Annotated in this window: 23 protein-coding genes and 1 tRNA gene; 10 read left to right on the top strand and 14 right to left on the bottom strand. The window is 59.7% G+C overall.

Annotation, left to right across the window (positions count from 1 at the left end):
• Positions 1-695 precede the first annotated feature (695 nt).
• The 3 genes from HMPREF2849_RS10890 (at position 696) to metS (ending at position 3,947) form a co-directional block, all read left to right on the top strand.
• Positions 696-1,868 carry an acyl-CoA dehydrogenase family protein gene (locus HMPREF2849_RS10890; RefSeq protein WP_005510658.1) on the top strand — a complete coding sequence of 391 codons (1,173 nt, stop codon included), beginning with the start codon at positions 696-698 and terminating at the stop codon, positions 1,866-1,868.
• Positions 1,869-2,163: 295 nt separating this feature from the next.
• A complete protein-coding gene (locus tag HMPREF2849_RS10885) occupies positions 2,164-3,774 on the top strand; it encodes a sodium-dependent transporter (RefSeq protein ID WP_069359264.1) in 1,611 nt (536 codons plus the stop codon).
• Between the two features lie 5 nt (positions 3,775-3,779).
• The gene (gene metS, locus HMPREF2849_RS10880; RefSeq protein ID WP_048733989.1) at positions 3,780-3,947 is read left to right on the top strand and encodes a methionine/alanine import NSS transporter subunit MetS; all 168 of its coding nucleotides are present in this window, start codon (positions 3,780-3,782) and stop codon (positions 3,945-3,947) included.
• A 42-nt stretch (positions 3,948-3,989) separates the two neighbouring features.
• Here the strand turns inward: metS and HMPREF2849_RS10875 are convergent, their stop codons facing one another.
• Entirely contained in the window at positions 3,990-4,748 is a 759-nt protein-coding gene (locus tag HMPREF2849_RS10875; RefSeq protein ID WP_070642105.1) for an enoyl-CoA hydratase-related protein, read from the bottom strand.
• An 80-nt stretch (positions 4,749-4,828) separates the two neighbouring features.
• Between HMPREF2849_RS10875 and HMPREF2849_RS10870 the strand changes: the two genes are divergently transcribed.
• The gene (locus HMPREF2849_RS10870; RefSeq protein ID WP_049192850.1) at positions 4,829-5,374 is read left to right on the top strand and encodes a GNAT family N-acetyltransferase; all 546 of its coding nucleotides are present in this window, start codon (positions 4,829-4,831) and stop codon (positions 5,372-5,374) included.
• Positions 5,375-5,679: 305 nt separating this feature from the next.
• On the opposite strand, the gene HMPREF2849_RS11440 is transcribed toward HMPREF2849_RS10870, so the two are convergent.
• Positions 5,680-6,009 (bottom strand): hypothetical protein, encoded by a 330-nt coding sequence (locus HMPREF2849_RS11440; RefSeq protein ID WP_246822166.1) that lies wholly within the window; start codon positions 6,007-6,009, stop codon positions 5,680-5,682.
• Here HMPREF2849_RS11440 and HMPREF2849_RS10865 point away from each other — a divergent pair.
• Positions 5,995-6,780, top strand: coding sequence for an HNH endonuclease signature motif containing protein (locus HMPREF2849_RS10865; protein WP_246822164.1), 786 nt, complete (start codon positions 5,995-5,997; stop codon positions 6,778-6,780). The genes HMPREF2849_RS11440 and HMPREF2849_RS10865 overlap by 15 nt on opposite strands.
• Positions 6,781-6,821: 41 nt before the next feature.
• Here the strand turns inward: HMPREF2849_RS10865 and glyA are convergent, their stop codons facing one another.
• Complete coding sequence (gene glyA / locus HMPREF2849_RS10860) at positions 6,822-8,123, bottom strand: serine hydroxymethyltransferase (protein WP_070863002.1); 1,302 nt, start codon at positions 8,121-8,123, stop codon at positions 6,822-6,824.
• 150 nt (positions 8,124-8,273) lie between these two features.
• Here glyA and coaA point away from each other — a divergent pair, with 150 nt between their 5' ends.
• Positions 8,274-9,209: a type I pantothenate kinase gene (coaA, locus tag HMPREF2849_RS10855; RefSeq protein ID WP_038626177.1), complete on the top strand. Its 936-nt coding sequence runs from the start codon at positions 8,274-8,276 to the stop codon at positions 9,207-9,209.
• A 30-nt stretch (positions 9,210-9,239) separates the two neighbouring features.
• On the opposite strand, the gene HMPREF2849_RS10850 is transcribed toward coaA, so the two are convergent.
• From HMPREF2849_RS10850 to mca, 4 genes are all read right to left on the bottom strand, one after another.
• Complete coding sequence (locus tag HMPREF2849_RS10850) at positions 9,240-10,025, bottom strand: isoprenyl transferase (RefSeq protein ID WP_038626180.1); 786 nt, start codon at positions 10,023-10,025, stop codon at positions 9,240-9,242.
• A 38-nt stretch (positions 10,026-10,063) separates the two neighbouring features.
• Positions 10,064-11,155 (bottom strand): 3-deoxy-7-phosphoheptulonate synthase, encoded by a 1,092-nt coding sequence (locus HMPREF2849_RS10845; RefSeq protein WP_070863001.1) that lies wholly within the window; start codon positions 11,153-11,155, stop codon positions 10,064-10,066.
• A 312-nt stretch (positions 11,156-11,467) separates the two neighbouring features.
• A complete protein-coding gene (locus tag HMPREF2849_RS10840) occupies positions 11,468-11,752 on the bottom strand; it encodes a hypothetical protein (RefSeq protein WP_016423190.1) in 285 nt (94 codons plus the stop codon).
• A 27-nt stretch (positions 11,753-11,779) separates the two neighbouring features.
• Positions 11,780-12,634: a mycothiol conjugate amidase Mca gene (mca, locus tag HMPREF2849_RS10835; protein WP_070863000.1), complete on the bottom strand. Its 855-nt coding sequence runs from the start codon at positions 12,632-12,634 to the stop codon at positions 11,780-11,782.
• A 261-nt stretch (positions 12,635-12,895) separates the two neighbouring features.
• Here mca and HMPREF2849_RS10830 point away from each other — a divergent pair, with 261 nt between their 5' ends.
• A complete protein-coding gene (locus tag HMPREF2849_RS10830; RefSeq protein ID WP_070862999.1) occupies positions 12,896-13,363 on the top strand; it encodes a DUF4307 domain-containing protein in 468 nt (155 codons plus the stop codon).
• Positions 13,364-13,536: 173 nt separating this feature from the next.
• A complete protein-coding gene (greA, locus tag HMPREF2849_RS10825; RefSeq protein ID WP_049192847.1) occupies positions 13,537-14,049 on the top strand; it encodes a transcription elongation factor GreA in 513 nt (170 codons plus the stop codon).
• Between the two features lie 249 nt (positions 14,050-14,298).
• On the opposite strand, the gene HMPREF2849_RS10820 is transcribed toward greA, so the two are convergent.
• On the bottom strand, positions 14,299-15,126 hold the full coding sequence (locus tag HMPREF2849_RS10820; RefSeq protein WP_048733966.1) for a Bax inhibitor-1/YccA family protein: 828 nt from the start codon (positions 15,124-15,126) through the stop codon (positions 14,299-14,301).
• A gap of 235 nt (positions 15,127-15,361) precedes the next feature.
• On the opposite strand from HMPREF2849_RS10820, the gene HMPREF2849_RS10815 reads away from it, so the two are divergent.
• Together HMPREF2849_RS10815 and HMPREF2849_RS10810 are read left to right on the top strand one after the other, a co-directional pair.
• Positions 15,362-15,694 carry a hypothetical protein gene (locus tag HMPREF2849_RS10815; RefSeq protein ID WP_048733964.1) on the top strand — a complete coding sequence of 111 codons (333 nt, stop codon included), beginning with the start codon at positions 15,362-15,364 and terminating at the stop codon, positions 15,692-15,694.
• A gap of 71 nt (positions 15,695-15,765) precedes the next feature.
• Positions 15,766-17,349, top strand: a complete 1,584-nt coding sequence (locus HMPREF2849_RS10810; RefSeq protein ID WP_048733962.1) for a succinic semialdehyde dehydrogenase — start codon at positions 15,766-15,768, stop codon at positions 17,347-17,349.
• A 62-nt stretch (positions 17,350-17,411) separates the two neighbouring features.
• Here HMPREF2849_RS10810 and HMPREF2849_RS10805 read toward each other — a convergent pair.
• The 6 genes from HMPREF2849_RS10805 to HMPREF2849_RS10780 form a co-directional block, all read right to left on the bottom strand.
• Positions 17,412-17,488: transfer RNA gene (locus HMPREF2849_RS10805), tRNA-Leu, on the bottom strand.
• Between the two features lie 12 nt (positions 17,489-17,500).
• The gene (locus tag HMPREF2849_RS10800; RefSeq protein ID WP_070429660.1) at positions 17,501-18,490 is read right to left on the bottom strand and encodes a Ppx/GppA phosphatase family protein; all 990 of its coding nucleotides are present in this window, start codon (positions 18,488-18,490) and stop codon (positions 17,501-17,503) included.
• Positions 18,491-19,027, bottom strand: a complete 537-nt coding sequence (locus HMPREF2849_RS10795) for a DUF501 domain-containing protein (RefSeq protein WP_069359271.1) — start codon at positions 19,025-19,027, stop codon at positions 18,491-18,493.
• 137 nt (positions 19,028-19,164) lie between these two features.
• Positions 19,165-19,701 (bottom strand): FtsB family cell division protein, encoded by a 537-nt coding sequence (locus HMPREF2849_RS10790; protein ID WP_048733957.1) that lies wholly within the window; start codon positions 19,699-19,701, stop codon positions 19,165-19,167.
• 112 nt (positions 19,702-19,813) lie between these two features.
• Positions 19,814-21,088, bottom strand: a complete 1,275-nt coding sequence (gene eno, locus HMPREF2849_RS10785) for a phosphopyruvate hydratase (RefSeq protein ID WP_048733955.1) — start codon at positions 21,086-21,088, stop codon at positions 19,814-19,816.
• A gap of 85 nt (positions 21,089-21,173) precedes the next feature.
• Positions 21,174-22,034: a lytic transglycosylase domain-containing protein gene (locus tag HMPREF2849_RS10780; RefSeq protein WP_070549396.1), complete on the bottom strand. Its 861-nt coding sequence runs from the start codon at positions 22,032-22,034 to the stop codon at positions 21,174-21,176.
• Positions 22,035-22,102 lie beyond the last annotated feature (68 nt).

Here is a 22,102-nt window from a genome sequence, read left to right as displayed (position 1 = left end):
CCGAGCGGACACACTTTTTGTCACTTAACCCCTGGCGCACATTGATGGGATTGCCGACTAGCGCCTAATCGCAGCAATAAAAAATAAAAATAACGCGACCTGCTCGCTGTCCATTCCACGGGGACGGCGCACAGGTCGCGTCATTTTTTCGAGTGCAATTGGAGGTTGCTATGACTGCAGTGGAAGAAGCTCGGATAATCAAGGGAACCGGTCTCCACCTGATGCTCATACTAACTACCACCAGCACTAATGGGAATAAGAAAACGAGAATGTTTCGTTAATCACCCCCATGATGACCATCCAAAACGCCTACCCTATCGACCCCAAAGCCCCAGGGTCCCGCCTGTCAGATATGACAAAAATAGCCATTCACCTGGCTTTGTAGGTTAGCATTACCTAACATTGCCGACTGTCGAGGATAGTCTGGATTCAATAGCAACCTCCAACCGCAACGGGGGTAGTTTTCCGGGAAGGTTGGGCACAATATCCGTCGTCAAGCGATTTCACGTCATCAATCGGGAAAAAACTTTTAAAAAAACAAGTGTCTCTCATCACACTCATGCATAATGGGGTACAACAGTCATAGTCACTATGACGATGAACCGAGGCCATCGCGTTTATCTGCAGCGTTTATCTGCGACGTACGAAAAGGCCTTAAGACAAAAATTCCACGACAATATTTCTAGGAGCATGTCATGAAGGACTTTCTGCCCCGTACTCACTTCGAAGAAGAGCACAACATGTTCCGCGACATGGTTCGCGGCTTCGTCGAGAAGGAAATCACCCCGAACGTAGAGCGCTGGCACAAGGAAGGTCAGCCGGACCGCGAGATTTTCAAGAAGGCCGGCGAGCTGGGCCTGATTGGTATGTCCACTCCGGAGGCATACGGCGGCGGCGGAGAGATGGACTTCCGCTACAACCAGGTCCTGAACGAGGAGCTCTCCAACGCTGACTGTGGCTCCATCGTCGTTTCCTTCGGCGTTCTCAACGACCTGGTCGCTCCGTACCTGGCCAAGTTCGGTAACGAAGAGCAGAAGCAGAAGTACCTGGCTTCCATGAACGCCGGCGACACCATCGGCTGCCTCGCTATGACCGAGCCGGGCGCCGGTTCTGACCTGGCAGGTATGCGCACCTTCGCCAAGAAGGACGGCGACCACTACGTCCTCAACGGCACCAAGATCTTCATCTCCAACGGCATGATGGCCGACTTCGCTCTCGTCGCAGCTATCACCGACCCATCCAAGGGCCGCGCTGGCGTCTCCATGTTCATCGTCGACGCTGATCTCGAGGGCTTCACCAAGGCCGGCCCGCTGCAGAAGGTCGGCCTGAAGGCTCAGGACACCGCTGAGCTCAACTTCGACAACGTCCGCGTTCCGGCCGAGAACCTGCTCGGCGAAGAGGGCGCTGCCTTCGGCTACCTGCGCACCAACCTCGCTCACGAGCGCCTGACCCTGGCTTGCGGCTCTGTCGCAACTTCCCGCCGCGCCTGGACCCTGGCTTACAAGTACGCTCAGGAGCGCGAGGCATTCGGTCGCCCGATTATCCAGCACCAGGTCCACGGCCACTACCTGGCTGACATCGCCACCCGCGTCACCGCCCTGCAGGCTTTCGTTGACCAGGCCGTTATGGCCCACAACGCTGGCCAGCTGGACGAGACCGGTGCTTCCATGGCCAAGTACTGGACCACCGAGGAGCAGCAGGACATCGTTACCCGCTGCCTGCAGATGTTCGGCGGCTACGGCTTCATGCTCGAGTACCCAATCTCCACTCACTACCTCGACTCCAAGGTCCAGACCATTTACGGTGGCACCAACGAGATCATGAAGGAGATCATCTTCCGTCGTATCGCCAAGGGCGGCGCAGAGTAAACAGCGCACGTCGGTCTAGCCGATTCGCCCCAAACCCCGTCAGGTCTTCCTGGCGGGGTTTTTGCATACCTCAAAGTAGGTGGCTGGCGATTATTTACGAGGCTGGATTAGAGCTCCCTTCCCCTGTGCCATACCCCTCACCAAAAACATTACCCCCTACAAAACCGAAACTATACAATGAGATGCCCATCTCATATACTAAGATTCTGTTAGGTAATGGTGATGCACTTCACCAAATTCCCTCCTAGGCCGCGCGAGCGCGTGACCGGAGATGAAGGATTGGAGTTCCAGAGGTATGAGCACAACCAACTCGACCGCTACCCCTCAGCGAAGGGAGGTGTTTTCCACCCGAGCAGCCTTCATTTTCGCCGCTATCGGCTCGGCAGTCGGGCTTGGAAACATCTGGCGTTTCCCCTATGTCGCGTATGACTCCGGCGGTGGCGCTTTCCTTATCCCCTACCTGGTCGCACTTCTGACCGCGGGTATCCCACTGCTCTTCCTCGACTTCGCCATCGGCCACCGCTTCCGAGGGTCCGCACCGAAGTCGATGCGTCGCATCAAGCCCTGGGCTGAGCCAATCGGCTGGATCCAGGTCGGTATCGCCTTCTTCATTACCGTCTACTACGCCGTTATTATCGCGTGGTCCTTCATCTACGCCTGGAAGTCCATCCGCAAGAGCTGGGGCCCAGATGCCGAGACCCACTTCATGAAGGACTTCCTCCAAGTAGACACCGAGAGCGTCTTCTCTCTGGACTTCGTCCCCTCGATTTCCATCGTCCTGCTCATTGTCTGGGTACTCGTCATCGGCATTCTGGCCGCTGGTGTGGACAAGGGCATCGGTAAGGTCTCGATTGTCTTCATCCCACTGTTGACCATCCTCTTCGTCGCAGTGGTCATCTACTCCCTGACGCTCGACGGCGCCGCAAAGGGCCTGGACGCATTCTTCACCCCAGACTGGTCCGCACTCACTGACTCCAGCGTATGGATTGCCGCCTACGGCCAAATCTTCTTCTCCCTGTCCGTGGCCTTCGGCATTATGCTGACCTACGCCTCCTACCTGAAGCCACGCACGAACCTCACCGGTTCCGGCCTGGTCACCGCGTTCGCAAACTCCTCCTTCGAGGTTCTCGCCGGTATCGGCGTCTTCGCCACCCTGGGCTTCATGGCAGCGCAGTCGGGTCAGGCCGTTGACGAGGTCGCAACCTCCGGTATTGGTCTTGCCTTCATCGCATTCCCGACGGTCATCTCTGAGATGCCAAAGGTCATCGGTTCGGTCTTCGGGCTACTGTTCTTCCTCTCCCTGGCAATCGCCGGTGTGACCTCCCTGATGTCGCTGCTCGAGGTCGTCGTCTCCGCAGTAAAGGACAAGCTGAACCTCGGCCGCGTCCAGGCCACCCTCACCGTCGGTGGCGCCATGGCCGTCATCTCGCTGCTGGCCTTCCCGACCACCTCAGGTCTGGTAACCCTCGACATCGTAGATAAGTTCACCAACAACGTCGGTATCGTCCTGGTTGCACTGCTGACCATCATCGCAATCGACTGGATCCTGCGCCGCACCAACGAGTTCGCCATGCACCTCAACGCCGTGTCCTCGTTCAAGGTCGGCACCATGTGGCAGATCTTCGTCGGAAACATCACGCCGGTCATTCTCGCCGTCATCCTGTTCCAGGAGCTCATTGGACTTTTCCAGGAAAACTACGAAGGCTACTCCGACACCCAAATCGACATCTTTGGCTGGGGTGTCATCGGCGTGATTCTCATCGGCGCTCTGATTATGGCCATCCTGCCTTGGCGCGGCCAACACCGTCTCGATGGCCCTCCGGGCTCGGACTTCGGTGTGACGCCAGATTTCAAGCGGTCCTCACACCTGCCACGCAAGCACACTCCGGAAACCGAGGAGGTTTAAGCCAAATGTCCGGTATCGCAATTGTCATGATGGCACTGTTCATCATCGTCATCTGGGGCGGTCTGGCGGTCTCGCTGGTCAGCCTATCCAAGCACCCTGACGAGGTTTCCGGTGAGCTGGGAGATCACCCAGAGCTCACCAGTGAAGTACTAGGAGCACAGGAAGAGCAGTAGTTCTTCACTACTATCTCTCCCCTGCCACTCCAGGTATCTGTCTTACTCACCTACGAAATGCGGTGGTCGCTTCTCCAAGAACGCGGCCACCGCTTCCTTATGGTCGGCCGAGACCGCCAAACGAGCCTGCGCGTCCGCCTCCGCCGCAGCAGCAGACAAGGTATCCCGGCGCAGCAGAGCCTTAATCTCCTTCAGCGCGGCCGTCGGCCCCGCCGCAAACTGGACAGCCAACTCACGTGCCCGAGTCGCTGGATTATCCACCACTTCAGTGACCAGGCCGAGGCTCAGGGCTTCGTCGGCAAGCACCTTCTTATCGAAGAACAACAGCTCACGCGCCTTCGCGTCGCTGACCATGCGCGGCAGCAGCGCCGACATGCCACAGTCCGTGGCCAGGCCAATCGACGGGAACGCCGCCTTGAACGACGCCTTCGGGCCGGCGATACGGAAATCACAGTGTAGCGCCAGCGACCAGCCGGCACCCGCCGCAGCACCTTCGATAGCGGCAATAACCGGAACGTTAATCGCGGTCAGCTCCGCGACCATCGGGTTGTACTCCTCGACAACCTTGCCCATGCCGGCGCCGGACTGCAGGTCAGAAATGTGCTCCTTCAAGTCCTGGCCCGTACAAAACGCCTTCGGCCCGCCGAGCAGGATAACAGCGCGCACATCCGGCTCCTGCGCACGCTCAAAAGCGGCTTTCAGCTCCAAGCGGAGATTCTTATCCAGGGAGTTATAGGCATCCGGGCGATCGATGGTGATGGCTAGAATGCCGTCGGAAAAGTCTTGAGTAACGTTGCTCATAACCTCGCAGGTTATCGCAATCTCCCCCGCCTCGGACGCACTTTTGCACCAAATCACCCGCCGCGAGTAACAAGGGACACATGACACTTCCACGCCCCGCCACGCCTGACGACGTCCACGAGATCGTCGACCTCATCAAAGACCTGGCGGCCTACGAAAAAGAACCCGATGCCGTCCGACTGACCCCCGAGCGCCTGCGCGAACAGCTCTTCGGGGACAACCCTGCGATTTTCTGCCACGTCGTCGACTCCACATCCGGAAATTTGGACGACGGCGCCGGTGGCGGTGATGGTGGCGATGGCGTTGGTGGCGGTGTTGAAGGCAGCCCGCGCCTCGACGGCATTGCCCTGTGGTTCCTCAACTACTCCACCTGGGAAGGCACCCACGGCATCTACCTCGAAGACCTCTACGTCCGCCCCGAGGCACGCGGCACGGGCAAGGGCAAAGCACTGCTGCAGAACCTCGCGCGAATTGCCGTGGAGCGAGGCTACTCACGTGTCGAGTGGTGCGTCCTGAAGTGGAATCAACCCTCCATCGATTTCTACCGCTCCCTCGGCGCCTTCCCCATGGACGAATGGGACACCTTCCGCCTCACCGGCAGCGCCCTGCGTGACTTCGGGGCGTAACAGACGGCAGCGCGTGGTGCGGCGGTACGGCGGTGCAGCTGCGGTGCGTTTGCGCGGTGAAAAGTCCGGATGTGGATAACTGCTAAACCGGCTGACTTATCCACAGCCTGCCCTCATAGGCGTTGTCCCCCTACATCCGGACTTTTACCTTCAAAGGCATGACAGTTCTTGGGACGCTCGCCGCACTGGCCTCGCGCGGAATGGACACGCTAGCGGAACTCCACGCCGCGCGTCCCGACGGCCACGACGCCACCTCCCACCTGGCGGCAACCCTCGGCCTTGACCCGGCGCGCCTCCGGCTTTTGCTACGCGTCGCCGCCCACTATCTCCAACCCGCTGACACCGAGGAAAACACCAAAGCCCGCGAAGACGCCACCGCCCTTGCGCGCCAGCTCGGCCTCAGCCTGGACACCTGCGTGCTTATCGACAAGCGCAGCCGCCAAGCCAACAACGCCGAACTCCACGACAACCTGCGGCTCACCTTCGTCGCTGCCGCCGAACGCCTCGGCTTCGAAGAACTCGATCTCTACATGCGGGAAACTCTCACCGAGCTCAACACCGAAGACGAGCCACCCCAGCATCTGCGCGCCCGATTTTCCCGGAAGGTAGACATCCGGGGAATGAAGCACTTCCACATCTCCGGCCCCTCGGATATGCTCGACAATCTCCTGTCGCCGCTTACCATCCGTGCCGCAGAAATCCGGAAGTCCCATCCGGAGTTTTCCCACGACCGCTGCGTCGGCCAAGCGCTTGCCGAGCGCCTCGAGCATGCCGATGCCGCAATGCCCGTCGACAAGCTCGATGAAATGCGCTACCAACCCGCCATCATCATCACCGCACAAGACCTCATCGACTACAGCCCGCGATTCGCCGCCACCACCAACGGCTCCGCGCTCGCCCCCGACGTCTTCCTCAACGCCCTACTCGCCGACACCGGGTGGGCCGTGCTTTACGACGAACACAGCGCCATTACGGACTTATTTCCCATCGGCAACCCCCGCCTGGCGACTGAAGAGCAGCGCATCGCGATGCTCATCGACAACCCCATCTGCGCCTGGCCCGGCTGTGAACGCCCCGCCTATAGCGGCCAAGCGCACCACCTAGTCGCCCACAAACACGGCGGCACAACCACGCTGGACAACCTCACCATGGTCTGCCGCGAACACAACGGGCTTAACGACGACGACCGGGAAGGACGCAACGGCCACCTCGAACGCATCCCCACATCCGGACATATTCGATGGCGCCCACCTGACAAGACTCGGCCGCCGCTGTTTAGCAACTCATTCGTGACATCAATGTCCGGGAGGTCCTACGCCGGATACCGGGCAGGCACGACGAAACAGCTCGGGCCGGAGCCACCACCTCCGGACCAAAACCCGGATGTACGGGAAAACCCGTCCTAGCGCACTGCTAGAACGGGTACTTGCGCTGCAAAAACGCAGAATTAGATGAGGTTCCAGTCCTCGATGCCGTCGTAAAGCGGGAATTCCTGAGCAATCTTCGAAACACGAGCACGCAGGGAGTCAACATCCGCATTCTTGCCGGCGGCGAGAGCAGTACCGATGACATCGGCGACCTCGGTGAAGGCCTTCTCGTCGAGACCACGGGTGGCCAGCGCCGGAGTACCGATACGAAGTCCGGATGTAACCATCGGAGGACGCGGGTCAAACGGAACAGCATTACGGTTGACGGTAATGCCAACAGCGTGGAGCAGATCCTCGGCCTCCTGGCCGTTCATCTCAGAATTGCGCAGATCCGCCAGAACCAGGTGGACATCGGTGCCGCCAGTGAGAACATCGACGCCAGCCTCGGCGCAGTCGGAAGCGGTGAGACGCTCAGCCAGAATGCGGGCACCAGCGAGAGTGCGCTCCTGGCGCTCCTTGAACTCCTCGGTACCAGCAATCTTCAGCGCCACGGCCTTGCCGGCGATGGCGTGCATCAGCGGGCCACCCTGCTGCCCCGGGAAAACAGCGGAGTTCAGCTTCTTGGCGTACTCCTGCTTGGCCAAAATCATGCCCGAACGTGGACCACCGAGGGTTTTGTGAACGGTGGTCGACACAACGTCAGAATGCGGAACCGGCGACGGGTGCAGACCGGCGGCAACCAGGCCTGCGAAGTGCGCCATGTCCGTCCACAGCTTCGCACCGACCTCATCGGCGATGGAACGGAAAGCTTCGAAGTCGAGGTGGCGCGGGTACGCCGACCAACCTGCGATGAGAACATCCGGCTTTTCTGCGAGCGCCTGCTCACGCACCTTGTCCATATCGATCCGCATGGTGTCCTTGTCCACACCGTATGCGACGACGTGGTAGAGCTTGCCGGAGAAGTTAAGCTTCATGCCGTGGGTCAGGTGACCGCCGTGTGCCAGGTCGAGGCCCATAATCTTGTCACCGGCGTTGATTAGCGCATGCAGAACGGCAGCGTTGGCCTGCGCACCTGCGTGTGGCTGAACGTTGGCGAACTCAGCGCCAAAGAGCTCCTTGGCGCGGTTGCGTGCCATGTCCTCGACGACGTCGACGTATTCGCAGCCGCCGTAGTAACGACGGCCCGGGTAGCCTTCGGCGTACTTGTTGGTCAGAACCGAGCCCTGAGCTTGCAGCACTGCACGTGGAACAAAGTTCTCACTGGCAATCATTTCGAGCATGTCACGCTGACGAGAGAGCTCCCCTGCCATTGCCTCTGCGAGGTCGGGATCGAGTTCACGCAGCGATTGGTAGCGGACATCGTTATTGTTAGACCCGGTCATGAGTAGGTTTTCGACCTTTCAATGAAACTTCAATGCCACAGGCCATGCTAGCCCTTTATGGGGCAAACCACGAAAGCAGCACCATTCAGGTATGCCCCCTTTATTGACTCGTTTTCCGGTTTTCGGCACCCCCTTGGCACAATTGGAAGTATGACGCGCGCAACATCCCCCAGCCCGTACGTCGAGTTCAAACGCGAGCAGTGGCGCGAAATGCGCAAGAATATGCCTCTGGTGCTGACGGAAGAGGAAGCTGAACGACTTTCCGGTATCGGTGAAAACATCGACCTGGACGAAGTCGCCGAGGTCTATCTTCCGCTTTCTCGTCTGATTCACATGCGTGTGGCGGCGCATCGGGAGCTGAACGCCGTAACGTCGAACTTTCTTGGGGAAAATCCTTCGAAGGGGGCGTCGGTGCCGTTTATTATCGGCGTCGCGGGTTCGGTGGCGGTCGGCAAGTCAACGACGGCGCGTTTGCTGCAGGTCCTGCTCGAGCGCTGGGAGACTAATCCGCGGGTGGACTTGGTTACTACTGATGGCTTCCTCTATCCTTCTGAGGAATTGAATCGCCGTGGGATTATGCAGCGCAAGGGGTATCCGGAGTCGTATGATCAGCGTGCGTTGATGCGGTTTGTCACGGCGGTGAAGTCGGGGGCGCGGCATGTGAAGGCCCCGGTGTATTCGCACACGCTCTATGACCGGGTGCCGGATGAGTTCGTCGATGTTGACCGTCCGGACATTCTCATTCTCGAGGGGCTCAACGTTTTGCAGACGGGCCCGACGCTGATGATTTCCGATCTTTTCGATTTCAGTGTCTACGTCGATGCCCCGCGCGCGGACATCGAACGCTGGTACATTAATCGTTTCCTCAGTCTCCGCCAGACGGCGTTTCGCGCTCCGGGCGCGCACTTCGCGGATTACGCCACGCTTGACGACGAAGCTGCGGCCGAGGTGGCCCGACGCATTTGGCAGCAGGTGAACTTGCCGAACCTTACGGAAAATATTTTGCCCACTCGAGTGCGTGCGTCATTAGTTCTTACGAAGTCTCGGGACCACAAGGTTTCGAGGGTCCGGATGCGCAAACTCTAACATCCGGAAATTTTTCCGGATGTAGGGAGGTTATTTGCCGAAGCGGCGTGAGCGCTGCGAAAAGTCTCGAAGTGCGCGGAGGAAGTCGATGCGGCGGAATTCGGGCCAGTAGGTATCGGTGAACCAAATCTCGGAGTAGGCGGTTTGCCAGAGAAGGAAGCCGCTGAGCCGCTGTTCTCCGGAAGTGCGGATGACTAGATCGGGGTCCGGTTGTCCGGATGTATAGAGGCGGCGAGAAATGGCGTCGGTGGTGATGCTCTCCTCGAGCTCGGAAGCATCAATTCCTTCGGCGACTGATTCCCGGATGATTCTGCGTACTGCGTCGACGATTTCCTGCCGACCACCGTAGCCAACGGCGATGTTGACCTGGATGCCGGTGTTGTTCGCAGTGACTTCTTCGTCGTGGCGTAGCCGGGCGGTCATTCTTTCCGGAAGGAGCTCGAGGTGGCCGACCATGCGCAGGCGCACGTCGTTAGGCGATTGCGCCAATTCGTCGACGACGTCGGCGATGATGTCGAACAGTAACTCCAGCTCTTCGGGGTCGCGCCCGAGGTTTTCGGTGGAGAGCAGGTAGATGGTGACCAGCTCGATTTCCTGCTCGGCGCACCAGCCGACGAATTCTGCGATTTTGCGGGAGCCGACGCGGTGGCCGTGGCTGACGTCGGTGAATCCAGCCTCCCTCGCCCAGCGGCGGTTGCCATCGGCCATGATGGCAACGTGCTTGGGGCGAGGTTTTCCTTCTAGCTCTTGGGCTAGTTTGCGCTCGTAGAGCGGATAGGCGATCCGCCGGAGTGAGGACGGCTGGTTTTCTTTCACATATGTAACCCTACCCAATGGGCACGGCCACTTTGTGCTTAGTCGCGTGCCTGCCGACGCTTCCGAACTTCTGCCGCAAGCGTACGCAGCAGCCGGTCGGTGGTTTCCCAATCCATGCACGCATCGGTGACGGACTTGCCGTATACGAGGCCCTTACGCCCATCGGTAATTTTTTGCGCACCGGCTTCGAGGAAGGACTCCATCATGATGCCGGTGATGCGCTCGTCGCCGGCACCGATGAGCTTGCCGAGCTCCTCAACGACCTCGGCCTGGCGTACCTCGGATTTTCCGGAATTGGCGTGGGAGGCATCCACCATGATGCTGATGGTTTGCTCGGCCTTGTTCAGGCGGGCTTCGGCGTCGTTAAGCGATGCCTCGTCCCAGTTCGGGCCGGAGGTGCCGCCGCGGAGAATGAGGTGGCAATTGTGGTTGCCGGCGGTTTCGACGACGGCGGCGCGGCCCTGGTCGTTCATGCCGAAGAAGAAGTGCGGGTTTGCTGCAGAGACCAGCGAGTCCACGGCGACCTGGACGTTGCCGTCGGTGCCGTTTTTGAAGCCGATGGGCATGGAAAGTCCGGAAGCGAGCTGGCGGTGGACCTGCGACTCCGTGGTGCGCGCACCAATCGCACCCCAGGAGACGGCGTCGGCGATGTACTGCGGGCTGTTGGGCTCGAGGAATTCAGCGCCGGCGGGCAGGCCGGTGCGCAGGACCTCGATGAGCACTTCGCGGGCCATGTGCAGGCCCTTGTTGATTTTGAAGGAGCTATCCAGGTCGGGGTCGTTGATGAGTCCCTTCCAGCCGACGGTGGTGCGCGGCTTTTCGAAGTAGACGCGCATGACGACCAGCAGGTCCTCGTCGAGCTCATCGGCGGTGGCCTTCAGGCGGCGGGCGTAGTCGATGGCGGCCTCGGGGTCGTGGATGGAGCACGGGCCGACAACGACCAGCAGGCGATCGTCCTCGCGGGCGATGACGCGGGCGATGTCGAGTCGCGACTGCTCCACTTCGTTAACTAGGTTCGGGGTCAGTGGCTGTTTGGCCATGACCTCTTCTGGGGAGGGCAGGTCGTGGAAGGCTACGACACGGCGGTTCGCGGTAGAGGCGGGGGCTTCGAGGGAAGTTGGAGGGGTCATCTGAGGTCTCTTTTCTCTGGGGCGTTACGCATGTATTTGGCTGTAGATACGACAAAAGGCAGCGCCCCTATTGGTGGGGCTGCTGCCTTTGGCTCCGGTTGGTGGCGACGTGACGATTAGCCGCCGGCTGTGACTATGTCGTCACTGCCTCCGGAGCCTTCGAAAAATAAAATCGCCACATACGCATGCGCTTGACTGTAGCGCACTGCCTAGAATCCCGCAATTCGAACTCCAAATCCCGCCACACGGGAAACAATCAGGGGTGCGCGCAACTACCCGTCGTCAAGCCACGCGCACACACCTTGACGCTGACTACTCCGCTTCACGACGCTGCTCTGCTGCAGCCATCGCCTTATCCACAGCCTCGGAATCGAAGGGATCCATGTCGTGCGCCTCGGCGAACTTCCGGCGAGCGGCCATGCGCTTCGCGCGCCGCGAGAGATCCCAGCCGAGAGCCAGGATGACGATGAGCAAAACGACAATGATGAGCAGGCCAACAGGAGAGGCCTTTCCGAAGTCAGCACCCCGCGGACCAGTGGGGTTCTGCGCCAGGAAAATTGTCGTGCGAGCCGCCAAGGCATCGAAGCTTTCAATCATGAGTTCCAGCTTAGCGTTAATTCCGGACTATTCCGCGTCGGGGTCGATACCGGCGAAGAGATCGGTCTCTGGCAGCTCGGTCTGCACTCGAGTGCGGGCAAGCTCAAACTCTTCGGTCGGCCAAACGCGCTGCTGAATGTCTACCGGCACGGCGAAGAATGGCCCGTTCGGATCGATCTGCGTAGCGTGCGCCAGCAGCGCCTGATCCCGCTGCTGGAAGTATTCGCCGCACTCAACCTGCGTGGTCACGCGGGTCATGATGTCGCCGGGAGTCTTAGTCCAACGGCGGAAGGACTCGGCCAGCGGGCTTTCCAAACCGTTGTCGCGGTAGTAGTTGTCCAGCGCGATGAGACGCGCCTTGATGAAACCGTGGGTGTAGTAGAGCTTGGAAATTTCCCATGGTTCACCGAGCTCGGGGTACTTATCCGTTCCAGACTCCAGCCAAGCGCGCATGGACACGATATGGGTCATGATGTGGTCCGGGTGCGGGTAACCACCGTTTTCGTCGTAAGTAATGACAACGTGCGGGCGGAATTCCCGGATGGTCCGAATGAGAGGCTTGGTCGCATCCTCGACCGATTGGCGCGCAAACACACCGTGCGACAGCACCGGCACCGGGTTACCCGCAGGCAGACCGGAGTCGGTAAAGCCGAGCCACTCATGTTCAACACCGAGAATCTCAGCGGCTGCAGCCATTTCGTTAACGCGCACCGAGGCGATATTCTCCCGCACCTCCGGCCGATCCATCGCCGGGTTGAGAATGCTACCGGCCTCACCGCCGGTGCAGGTCACCACTTTGACGCGATGCCCTTCCGCCACATATCGGGCCATTGTTGCGGCGCCCTTGCTCGATTCGTCATCAGGATGAGCGTGAATCGCCATCAGACGAAGTGCCAATTGAAGTCACTCCCGCTACTATCTCAGTCCATGTTTTCTGGCCGAGGCCGGGGCCCTTCGACCGCAACGATGCTACTACAGCACCGTTTCAATACCGCCCCACTATAGCGCTGCACCATCATATGACCACGCAGCATTGCTACTCGGTGGAACGACATAGCAGCAGGACACCGCGCCACACCAGAAAGATTGTTTAACTGTCAACATTTTACCACGTCGACCAAGAACTCCGATAGGCTAAAAAGCATGGCTGAAAGTTCGGAGCGAAACACCCGAAATACCGCAGCGCCTAACGGGCAGCGCGAGCGCTATGGGGACAACAGTCGCACTCTCCCCGCAAAATTGGTTGTCATCGCTATTGTTGGCATGCTCGTCATCGCCGGCGCATACATCTTCGTTCAGATGAACCGCGTCTCCGCCCCGGATGTCTCTGCAACGCAAGCGGGCTGGAGCCGCACTCCAGGTAAGGAAGATGAGCAGTTCATCTTCACCCTGGACGTCACCCGCGAAAAGCCGGAGCTGGATAGCTACTGCATTATCTACGCGCTGAACTATGACGTGGCAGAGGTCGGCCGTCGCGACGTATTCATTCCGGGCGGCGGCCCCGCTACGGTGCGTATGGACGTCCCCATTGCCACCCGCGAGTTGGCCGTCGCAGGCGATGTCTACGGCTGCTCCACCGACATTCCGGAGCTCCTCGCACCTGCTAAGTAACCGCCTTTCGCAACTGAGGATTATGCGCTTTCACGGCACGTCGTAAAGCGTGCGCAACAACACTCCGACGCGCCTGTTATTGCCATGTGGCGTGACAGTGCTATCCTGTGACGCAGCCGACGGCCCCAAGCGGGGCCGCTTTTGTATTAAATAGCCAAAACACAGGAGGAACCATGACTGAGGCAAAGAACAATAGCCCATGGCTCACCCAGGAGTCCTACGACAAGCTCAAGGGCGAGCTTGAGGCGCTATATGAAAACCGCCCGGTCATCGCCGCCGAGATTAACGAGCGCCGCGAAGAGGGCGACTTGAAGGAAAACGCCGGCTACGATGCCGCCCGCGAGCAGCAGGGACAGGAAGAGGCACGCATCCGCTACCTCGAAGACCTGCTCCAGCGCGCCACCGTCGGCGAGATTCCGCAGGAGTCCGGTGTGGCTCTGGTCGGCACCGTGGTCCACGTCTACTACGACGGCGACGAAGACGACACCGAGACCTTCCTCATCGGTACCCGTGGCGCTGACTCCTCCAACCCGAACCTGGAGACCTACTCCACCGATTCCCCGCTGGGCAAGGCTCTGGTCGGCGCTAAGGAGGGCGAGACCCGCACTTACGCTTCCCCGAGCGGCGACGAAGTGTCTGTCACTGTGGTCAAGGCTGAGCCGTACGACCCGGAGATGGACGCCTAAGCGCTCCCGGCGTTAGACCGCCTCAACCCAGGCGGCAACTTCGGACCACAGTGCCCGATTCTTGGACCGATAGAAGCCCATATGGCCTATCGGTCCATTTTTTGTGCCCTCTCCCGCTTCGATATCGCGCTTTACGACGTCACACTGCACAGCCCTATCGGTCAATACGTCGACTGCCAACAACAAAGCGCCGGCCAACCCGTAATAACGGGCTAACCGGCGCTTGTGCGTTAGTTAGTTTTCTAGCGTTTAGTCCCTGAAGTAGGACAGCAGACGCAGAATCTCGGTGTAGAGCCAGACCAGGGTCACAGCCAGGCCGAGGGCGACACCCCAGGCGTACTGAGCCGGAGCGCCAGCGCGGACCAGGCGGTCAGCCTGATCGAAGTCAATCAGGAAGCTGAAGGCTGCCAGGCCGATGCAGACCAGCGAGAAGATGATCGACAGCATGCCGCCGTCACGCAGCGGGAAGCCCAGGCCGAACAGGGAGAGCACCAGGTTGCCCAGCATGAGGACCAGCACACCAATCAGAGCCGCGCTCATAAAACGGGTGAACTTCGGGGTCACGCGGATAGCGCCCGACTTGTAGACGAAGAGCATACCGATGAAGACACCCAGGGTGGCCAGCACTGCCTGCATAATCAGCGCACCAGCGGCAACGCCCTGAATTGGAGCGGTGAACATGAAGCTGATGCCACCGACGAAGAGGCCCTCGAAGGCCGCGTAGGTGAGGGTAACCGGCGCGGAGCCGTACTTCTTGCCGAAGGTGGAAACCAAAACAGTAATCAGACCACCGATGGCGCCGACAATGGTCAGAATCATGGCCAGGCTGGTGGAGACACTGACGGCAATGAAGAAATTGACCGCAGCCAAAACGATGATGGTTGCCAGCGTGATGCCGGTCTTGGAAACGACATCGTCGACCGTCATCGGACGGTAGTCGGCGGCAACCTGCGACTGGTACGGGTTATCCCCGTAGCCAGCGCCCATCTGACCTTGGCCGTAGTGATGTGCGCCCGCCTGTCCGCGGGCGACGGTCTTAGTAAGTGAACTGAATGCAGGATTGCTGCTTTCGCGCACGTCGTCCTTCTTTCTTTTCTCAGTTTTTCTTACGTTTTGTATTCAGGCACACGCGCTTACGTTTGCCTACACTTTCTACAACGGGCGATGTAAAGGTATTGTTCCCAACCCTGAAAAACAGTTAGTATCAAGGTAATTCCTCGCCTGCTGGCGGTGATTTTGTAATCGCGGAAAAACTCACAGTCGCCAGGCGTGGGCACCACATGAGTGATTACGAAACAGGAGGTTGGTCAAGATGTCTGATGGCCTTGACTACGATCCGGATACCACTGGTGATTTCGACGAGACCACGCTCGATGGCTCAGAGGGACTCGATGGCGACTTCCTCACCGGTGATGGCGAGAATTATGTAATGGATCCGCCGGACCGCTGGCGGGGCGCTTCTCCGCATGACACTCTCGGCAAGCGGTTGGCCGAGGAAAAGCCGGACATCGACGTCGACGACGATCTGGATGATGACCCGGAGATGCGCTACGGCGATGTCGACGGCCACGAACCGTTCGAGTTCGGCAACGATGGCCCGCGCGACCCGGACCGCAACCGTCGGATGGGCTGGACTACTTACTAAAGTTTTCTAAGTTTTTGTAGTTTTGCCAAATTTACTATCTCGGGGCGCCGCGCAACAGTAGTATCTGTGCCATGACAGCATCTACTGCTACGACAAACCGAACTACCATCCGCAATCCGCTTAACGACGAGCTCGTTGCCCGCCTTCTTCAGCGCGTCACGGTAGCTGATAAGTCGAAGACCGCCACTATCTCGGCACCATTTACCGGCCAGGAGCTGGCGCAGATTCCTGTCGGTACCCAGGCCGATGTCGACGAGGCCTTCAAGCGTGCCCGTGCCGCGCAGAAGAAGTGGGCCCGCATGGCGCCGGAAAAGCGCGGCGAAGTGCTGCACCACTTCCACGACCTGCTCTTTACCCACTGCGACCAGGTGCTGGACCTGCTGCAGGCCGAGACCGGTAAAAACCGCGCCAGTGCCCACGAGGAGCTCGTACACACCGCTATCACCGCCCGCTACTACGGCAATCAGGGCCCGAAACTGCTTGAGCCGAAGCGAGCGCACGGCGCGGTCCCGGTACTTTCCAAGACCACCGTCTACCACCACCCAAAGGGCGTCGTCGGTGTTATTGCTCCGTGGAACTACCCGCTGACCCTCGCGGTTTCCGATGCGCTGGCTGCACTGATGGCCGGTAACGCCATCGTGCTCAAGCCGGACAGCACCACTCCGTTTACCGCTCTCTTCGCTGTCGATTTGCTCTACCGCGCTGGCCTTCCGGAGGATCTCTTCCAGGTCATTCCAGGACCCGGTCGCGTTGTCGGCCAGGGCATTGTCGGCCAGTGTGACTTCCTGATGTTCACCGGCTCCTCCGAGACCGGCCGCTCGCTGGCACAGCAGTGCGGCGAACGCCTGATCAGTTTCTCCGCGGAGCTCGGCGGCAAGAACCCGCTGATTGTCGCTGAAGATGCCAACATCAACCGCGCGGTCGAGGGCGCACGCATTGGCTGCTTCACCAACTCCGGTCACCTGTGTGTATCCATTGAGCGAATTTATGTCGTGGACTCCGTCTGGGACGAGTTCGTCCCGGCATTCACCGACCGCGTGAAGGCAATGTCCATCGGCGCTGGCTACGAGTGGGAAACCGAGATGGGCTGTCTGCAGTCGCAGGGCCAGTTCGACATCGTCAAGTCCATGGTCGACGAGGCCATCGAGGCCGGCGCCACCGTGCTGACCGGTGGTCGTCCTCGCCCGGATCTGGGACCGCTGTTCTACGAGCCGACCGTGCTTACCGACGTCCCGGAGGGCGTCGCCCTGCTGACCGAAGAGGTATTCGGACCGGTGGTAGTCCTCCAGCGCGTCTCGGATGTCCACGAGGCTATCGCCAAGTCCAACGATTCCCGTTATGGCCTCAACGCTTCGCTGTGGACCTCCCCGCGTCGCGCAAAGGAGCTGGCTCCACAGCTTGAGGCCGGCACTGTCAATGTCAACGATGGTTTTGCTGCGGCCTTCGCGTCTGTCGATGCCCCGATGGGTGGTTTCAAGGATTCGGGTGTGGGCCGTCGTCAAGCAGCGGGCGGTTTGTTGAAGTACACCGATGAGCAGACGGTGACCGTGCAGCGTCTTTCCCCGGTATCGATGCCGCAGATGCCGCGTGAGCTGTACTCGAAGGTGTTCAACACGGCACTTGTCCTCGGCAAGAAGTTCAACGTCCTGCCGTAATCCGCATGTAGCGCGCACAAATAGCAAAAGGCCAGGTCAGAAAACTCTCTGACCTGGCCTTTTGGTGCCCCCAGTGGGACTCGAACCCACACTGAAAGGATTTTAAGTCCTCTGCCTCTGCCAATTGGGCTATAGGGGCCCCTAAGAAAGATTAATGGGCGATATGGGTGTCTACCAAACTCGCCACAATTCCGTCGAGGATATCCTTCTCGCTGATGTAGAAAAAGCGCTGCTCTTCCTTCGCTGCCTCGGAAAGCGGCAGCGCCTCAAACATGTCCATCAGACCGTCCACAATGATGGAACCGCCGGCGAAGACATCCGCGCGCTTCGGATGCATCACGGGATTGGCAGCGAGCGATTCCGCGTCGGTCTCAATCACGGACGCGGTCAGCGCACGCAACGCCGCAAAGCGCAGCTGCGACAGGTGGATTGCCTCCGGGTCGTAGGTTTCTAGCCCCTGTGCCAGCGCCGACAGCGTGGTGAAGGTCCCGGCGCAGCCGACGATGGTGCGAGCCTTGTCGACAGGCACCTTCGCAACAATCTCGTCGGCCAGCTCCGCAACATACGAACGCGCCTCCTGGACCTGTTCCGCCGTCGGTGGCGAGGTCTGCAGGAACCGCTCGGTCAAGCGCACACTGCCCATGGCCACGGAATCAGAGCCGGCTACCGTACCATCGTGGTCACCGACAATAACCTCGGTGGAGCCACCGCCGACGTCAATGACGCAATACGGACCGAGCTCGGGCTCCAAGTCATCTACCGCCCCGCGGAAGGACAGCGCGGCTTCCTCGTCGCCGGAAATGACCTCGGCCTCTGCACCCCACGGAGCGAGAATCTCGCGGGTCATGGCGAAGAAATCGTCGCGGTTGCTTGCGTCGCGTGTCGCCGATGTCGCCACCATTCGGACTGCTTGCACTTTTTCGACCTGCATAAGCTCCGCATACTTCGTCAGAGCCTCCCGCACGCGCTCCAGCGCCTCTGGAGCCAGCATGCCAGTGGCATCCACGCCCTGGCCAAGGCGGACGATTTCCATCAGTCGGTGCAGTTCTGTGATTTCGAGAACTCCATCGACAACCTCGACCCGGCTGATAAGCAGGCGAAGCGAATTAGTGCCGCAGTCGACGGCAGCGAGGGTCGTCATTTATCCCTCCACCCCCGGATACGCAATACCGAGCTCGGCAATCGTGGGCCAATCTGCAGGAATCGCGGTGCCGCGCAGTTTCTCGTTCTCCGCCGCCAGCGCCACCGACTCAGTACCCAGTCGGAAGTGATCCGGCCCCTTGGCCAGCGCGTAGGCAATAAGAACGTGGAGGCACTTCACGCGCGTCGGCATTCCGCCACCGGAGAAGTCCGTGCCTAGGTCTTCCATCTCATTGCGCTCTGCCAGAAACGCCTCGTGCGCGCGCTGGTAATCGGCGGCGAGGTCTTCGTCGCTTTCCAGACGCGCGGTCATTTCTTTCATCACGCCGGTCGTCTCCAACCGGGAGGCCTCGGCGGTGAGTCGCGGATCAGTTAGGTAAAAGAGCGTGGGAAACGGAGTGCCATCGTCCAAGCGCGGCTTCGTCTTGACCACACCAGGAGTGCCGTCGGGGCTGCGGTAAGAGATGTCCACTACACCGCGCGGTTCACGTCCGAGCTGCTCCGCTATCACTTCCAAATCTGCGGTATCCACAGACATCGGTCACACTCCTTTTGCTTCCGTTTTACTGACACATAATCTCACAGTCGCCTTACAAGCGCGTTGTTTCGCTTTACGACGGCACACTCCGCCGCGCATGCAACCTCACCGAGAGGCTCAGGTAGCCGTATGGAGGTTTAGGACTCCGGTACCGTCGGCAAGCTCTCTGGCCTCGTTGCCTGATCGCGCCCCGGATTAGGGCGAGTCTCTTCGGGTTCGGGCGGGATGGAAATGGAATCCCACAGAGTCTCGTACCACTTCTTGGCCTGGTGCTGCGGAATTTCCTCCGGCTGCGTCACAGGCTGTTCGCCCACGGCCGGATCGAGGATACGGAATGGGGTCTCCCCCGGCTCTACCAGCCCCAGGCGCAGACGTGCCTGCTCCTTAACATAGGCAGGGTTGGAGTAAAGCTCCTTTTCATCCTCTAACTGCTTAATTCGCTGTTCCATGCGAGCAATATTGTCCTGCGTTGCGGCTACATCCGCCTGCTGTTGTGCAAAAGTCCGCAGCGGAATTGCGAGAACAGATACTAAGAAAAGCACCAGCAGACCAATGCCGATCTTCTGTGCTGTGCTCAGCGAGCGCATTCCCGATGCGATTGCCGCTGCCGAACGCTGCCCCGCCCCTGCAGGGCGCGACTGTGTTCCGCGGCGAGATCGGTCCGATGCACTCATGTCCCACACTCTACCCGACCGCCAGCCGATGAAATAACAAAAACCCGCCCACCACCACGTGCGTGGTGCGGACGGGCAGTGCTAGACGCAGCTTTCGCAGCGCCTCAGCTCTTTACTTAAAACGCGGGAATGCGCTGCGACCAGCGTAGACAGCAGCGTCACCCAGGTACTCCTCGATGCGCAGCAGCTGGTTGTACTTAGCAACGCGCTCGGAGCGAGCCGGAGCACCGGTCTTGATCTGGCCACAGTTCAGGCCGACGGCCAGGTCAGCGATGGTGGTGTCCTCAGTCTCACCGGAGCGGTGGGACATCATGGACTTGTAGCCGGCGTTGTGAGCCATTGCGACGGCTTCGAAGGTCTCGGACAGGGTACCGATCTGGTTGACCTTGACCAGCAGAGCGTTAGCGGCCTTCTTCTCAATGCCCTCTGCCAGACGCTTCGGGTTGGTGACGAAGAAGTCGTCGCCGACGATCTGGACCTTGTCACCAAGCTGAGCAGTCAGGGTGGTGTAGCCCTCCCAGTCATCCTCCTGCAGCGGATCCTCGATGGAGACGATGGCGTAGTTCTCAACCAGGTCAGCGTAGACAGCTGCCATCTCCTCAGCGGTGTGCTCGCCGCCCTCGAAGTGGTACTTGCCGTCCTTGAAGAACTCGGAAGAAGCAACGTCGAGAGCCAGAGCGACATCGTCGCCCAGTTTGTAGCCTGCAGCCTCAATTGCCTCAACAATCAGGTCAAGAGCAGCCTTGGTGGAGTCAACCGACGGAGCGAAGCCGCCCTCATCACCGAGGCCAGTGGACAGGCCCTTGTCCTTAATGACCTTCTTGAGTGCGTGGTAGACCTCAGCACCGACGCGCAGTGCTTCCTTGAAGGTCGGGGCACCGATCGGTGCAATCATGAACTCCTGGACGTCAACGCCGGAGTCAGCGTGTGCGCCACCGTTGAGGATGTTCATCATCGGAACCGGCAGAACGTGACCGTTCGGGCCGCCGACGTAGCGGAACAGATCCAGGCCAGCGGACTCAGCAGCAGCCTTGGCAACAGCCATGGAAACACCCAGGATTGCGTTAGCACCCAGGCGGGACTTGTTGTCGGTGCCGTCCAGCTCAATCATGGTCTTGTCAACCAGACGCTGGTCCTCAGCCTCGAGGCCAATAATTGCGTCCTCAATCTCCTCGAGCACAGCGCGGACAGCCTTCTCGACACCCTTGCCCAGGTAACGGTCTCCGCCATCGCGGAGCTCGTGTGCCTCATGAACACCGGTGGAGGCACCGGACGGAACCGCAGCGCGGCCCACAGCGCCGTCTTCCAACAGCACCTCAACCTCAACGGTCGGGTTACCACGGGAGTCCAGAATTTCGCGTGCGTTCAACTCGATGATTGCAGCCATAGGTCACCTTTCCGCCGGAACCGTTCCGGCACATGACTCCAATTGTGGCACGGTTTGCCAACCTTCGCCTTAAATCCTTTTCACCCTATGCGGGCTGATTCAGCGCATAGTTCGCCGCAGCGTCCCGAACATCGCGAAGATACTGCTCAGACTGGTTATACGAGCGAATTGCAGATGCCCACCCTTCCGGGGTGGCGAGGTCGCGTTCCCCACTGCAGAGCATCCGTGCCGTGGTCGCAGTTGCGTCGTCGATGTTGTTGGGGTCGGCGACACCATCACCAGAAGCATCCATCGCAAAGCGATGCCAGGTCTCGGGAATAAACTGCATCGGCCCCACAGCGCGGTCGTACTCTGTGTCACCGTCGAGTTCGCCGTTGTCAGTATCAAGAACCTCAGCAAACCCACTCGTGCCGTCCAGCGGCGGACCGATAATCGTCGGGCGCACTACCCCATCGGCACCGATATGCGCCGGCTTGAGCCAATTGCCCGAGTACGTGCCGTGATTAGTCTCCACCTTGCCCAGTCCCGCAAGCGTGTTCCACTCCAGGTGGCAGTTCGGGAACTGTTCGGTCGCAATCACATATGCGTTGCCGTAGGCGCGGAGAGCGTCCTCAGAAATACCAGTCTTCGGGGAAATCTGCTGCGCCCACTGTCGGAGCTGCTCCGAGGTGCGCCCGGGCGCGTTGACATCAATCATCGGCGGTGGCTCAGCCGCAGCAGGCGGCACATTTTCCGGAATCGGCTTCTTGGTCAACGACGGGATAACGGGTCCAGTGAACATCGCCAACGCCCCAACCGTGCCAATGATAATCAGCACCGCCAGGGAGGTTAGACCGAGGCAGCCACATCCTCGCGAGGACTTCTTTTTCCCCTTACTGCGGCCACGCGACTTCGCCCCGCGGGGTGCGGGGTGCGCGTATTCATCAAAGGGAGAATTAGAAGGCATGGGGAATTACTCTACGGGTTAAACCGTAAAAATCACTCAAACTCGAGGACAGAAATCACTTTTACTGG

The organism is Corynebacterium sp. HMSC073B01 (assembly GCF_001838255.1).
In the GTDB taxonomy this organism is placed as follows: Bacteria; Actinomycetota; Actinomycetes; order Mycobacteriales; family Mycobacteriaceae; genus Corynebacterium; species Corynebacterium jeikeium_D.
Note: the sequence above shows the minus strand (reverse complement) of the source record. Positions and strands in the feature narration are given on the sequence as shown.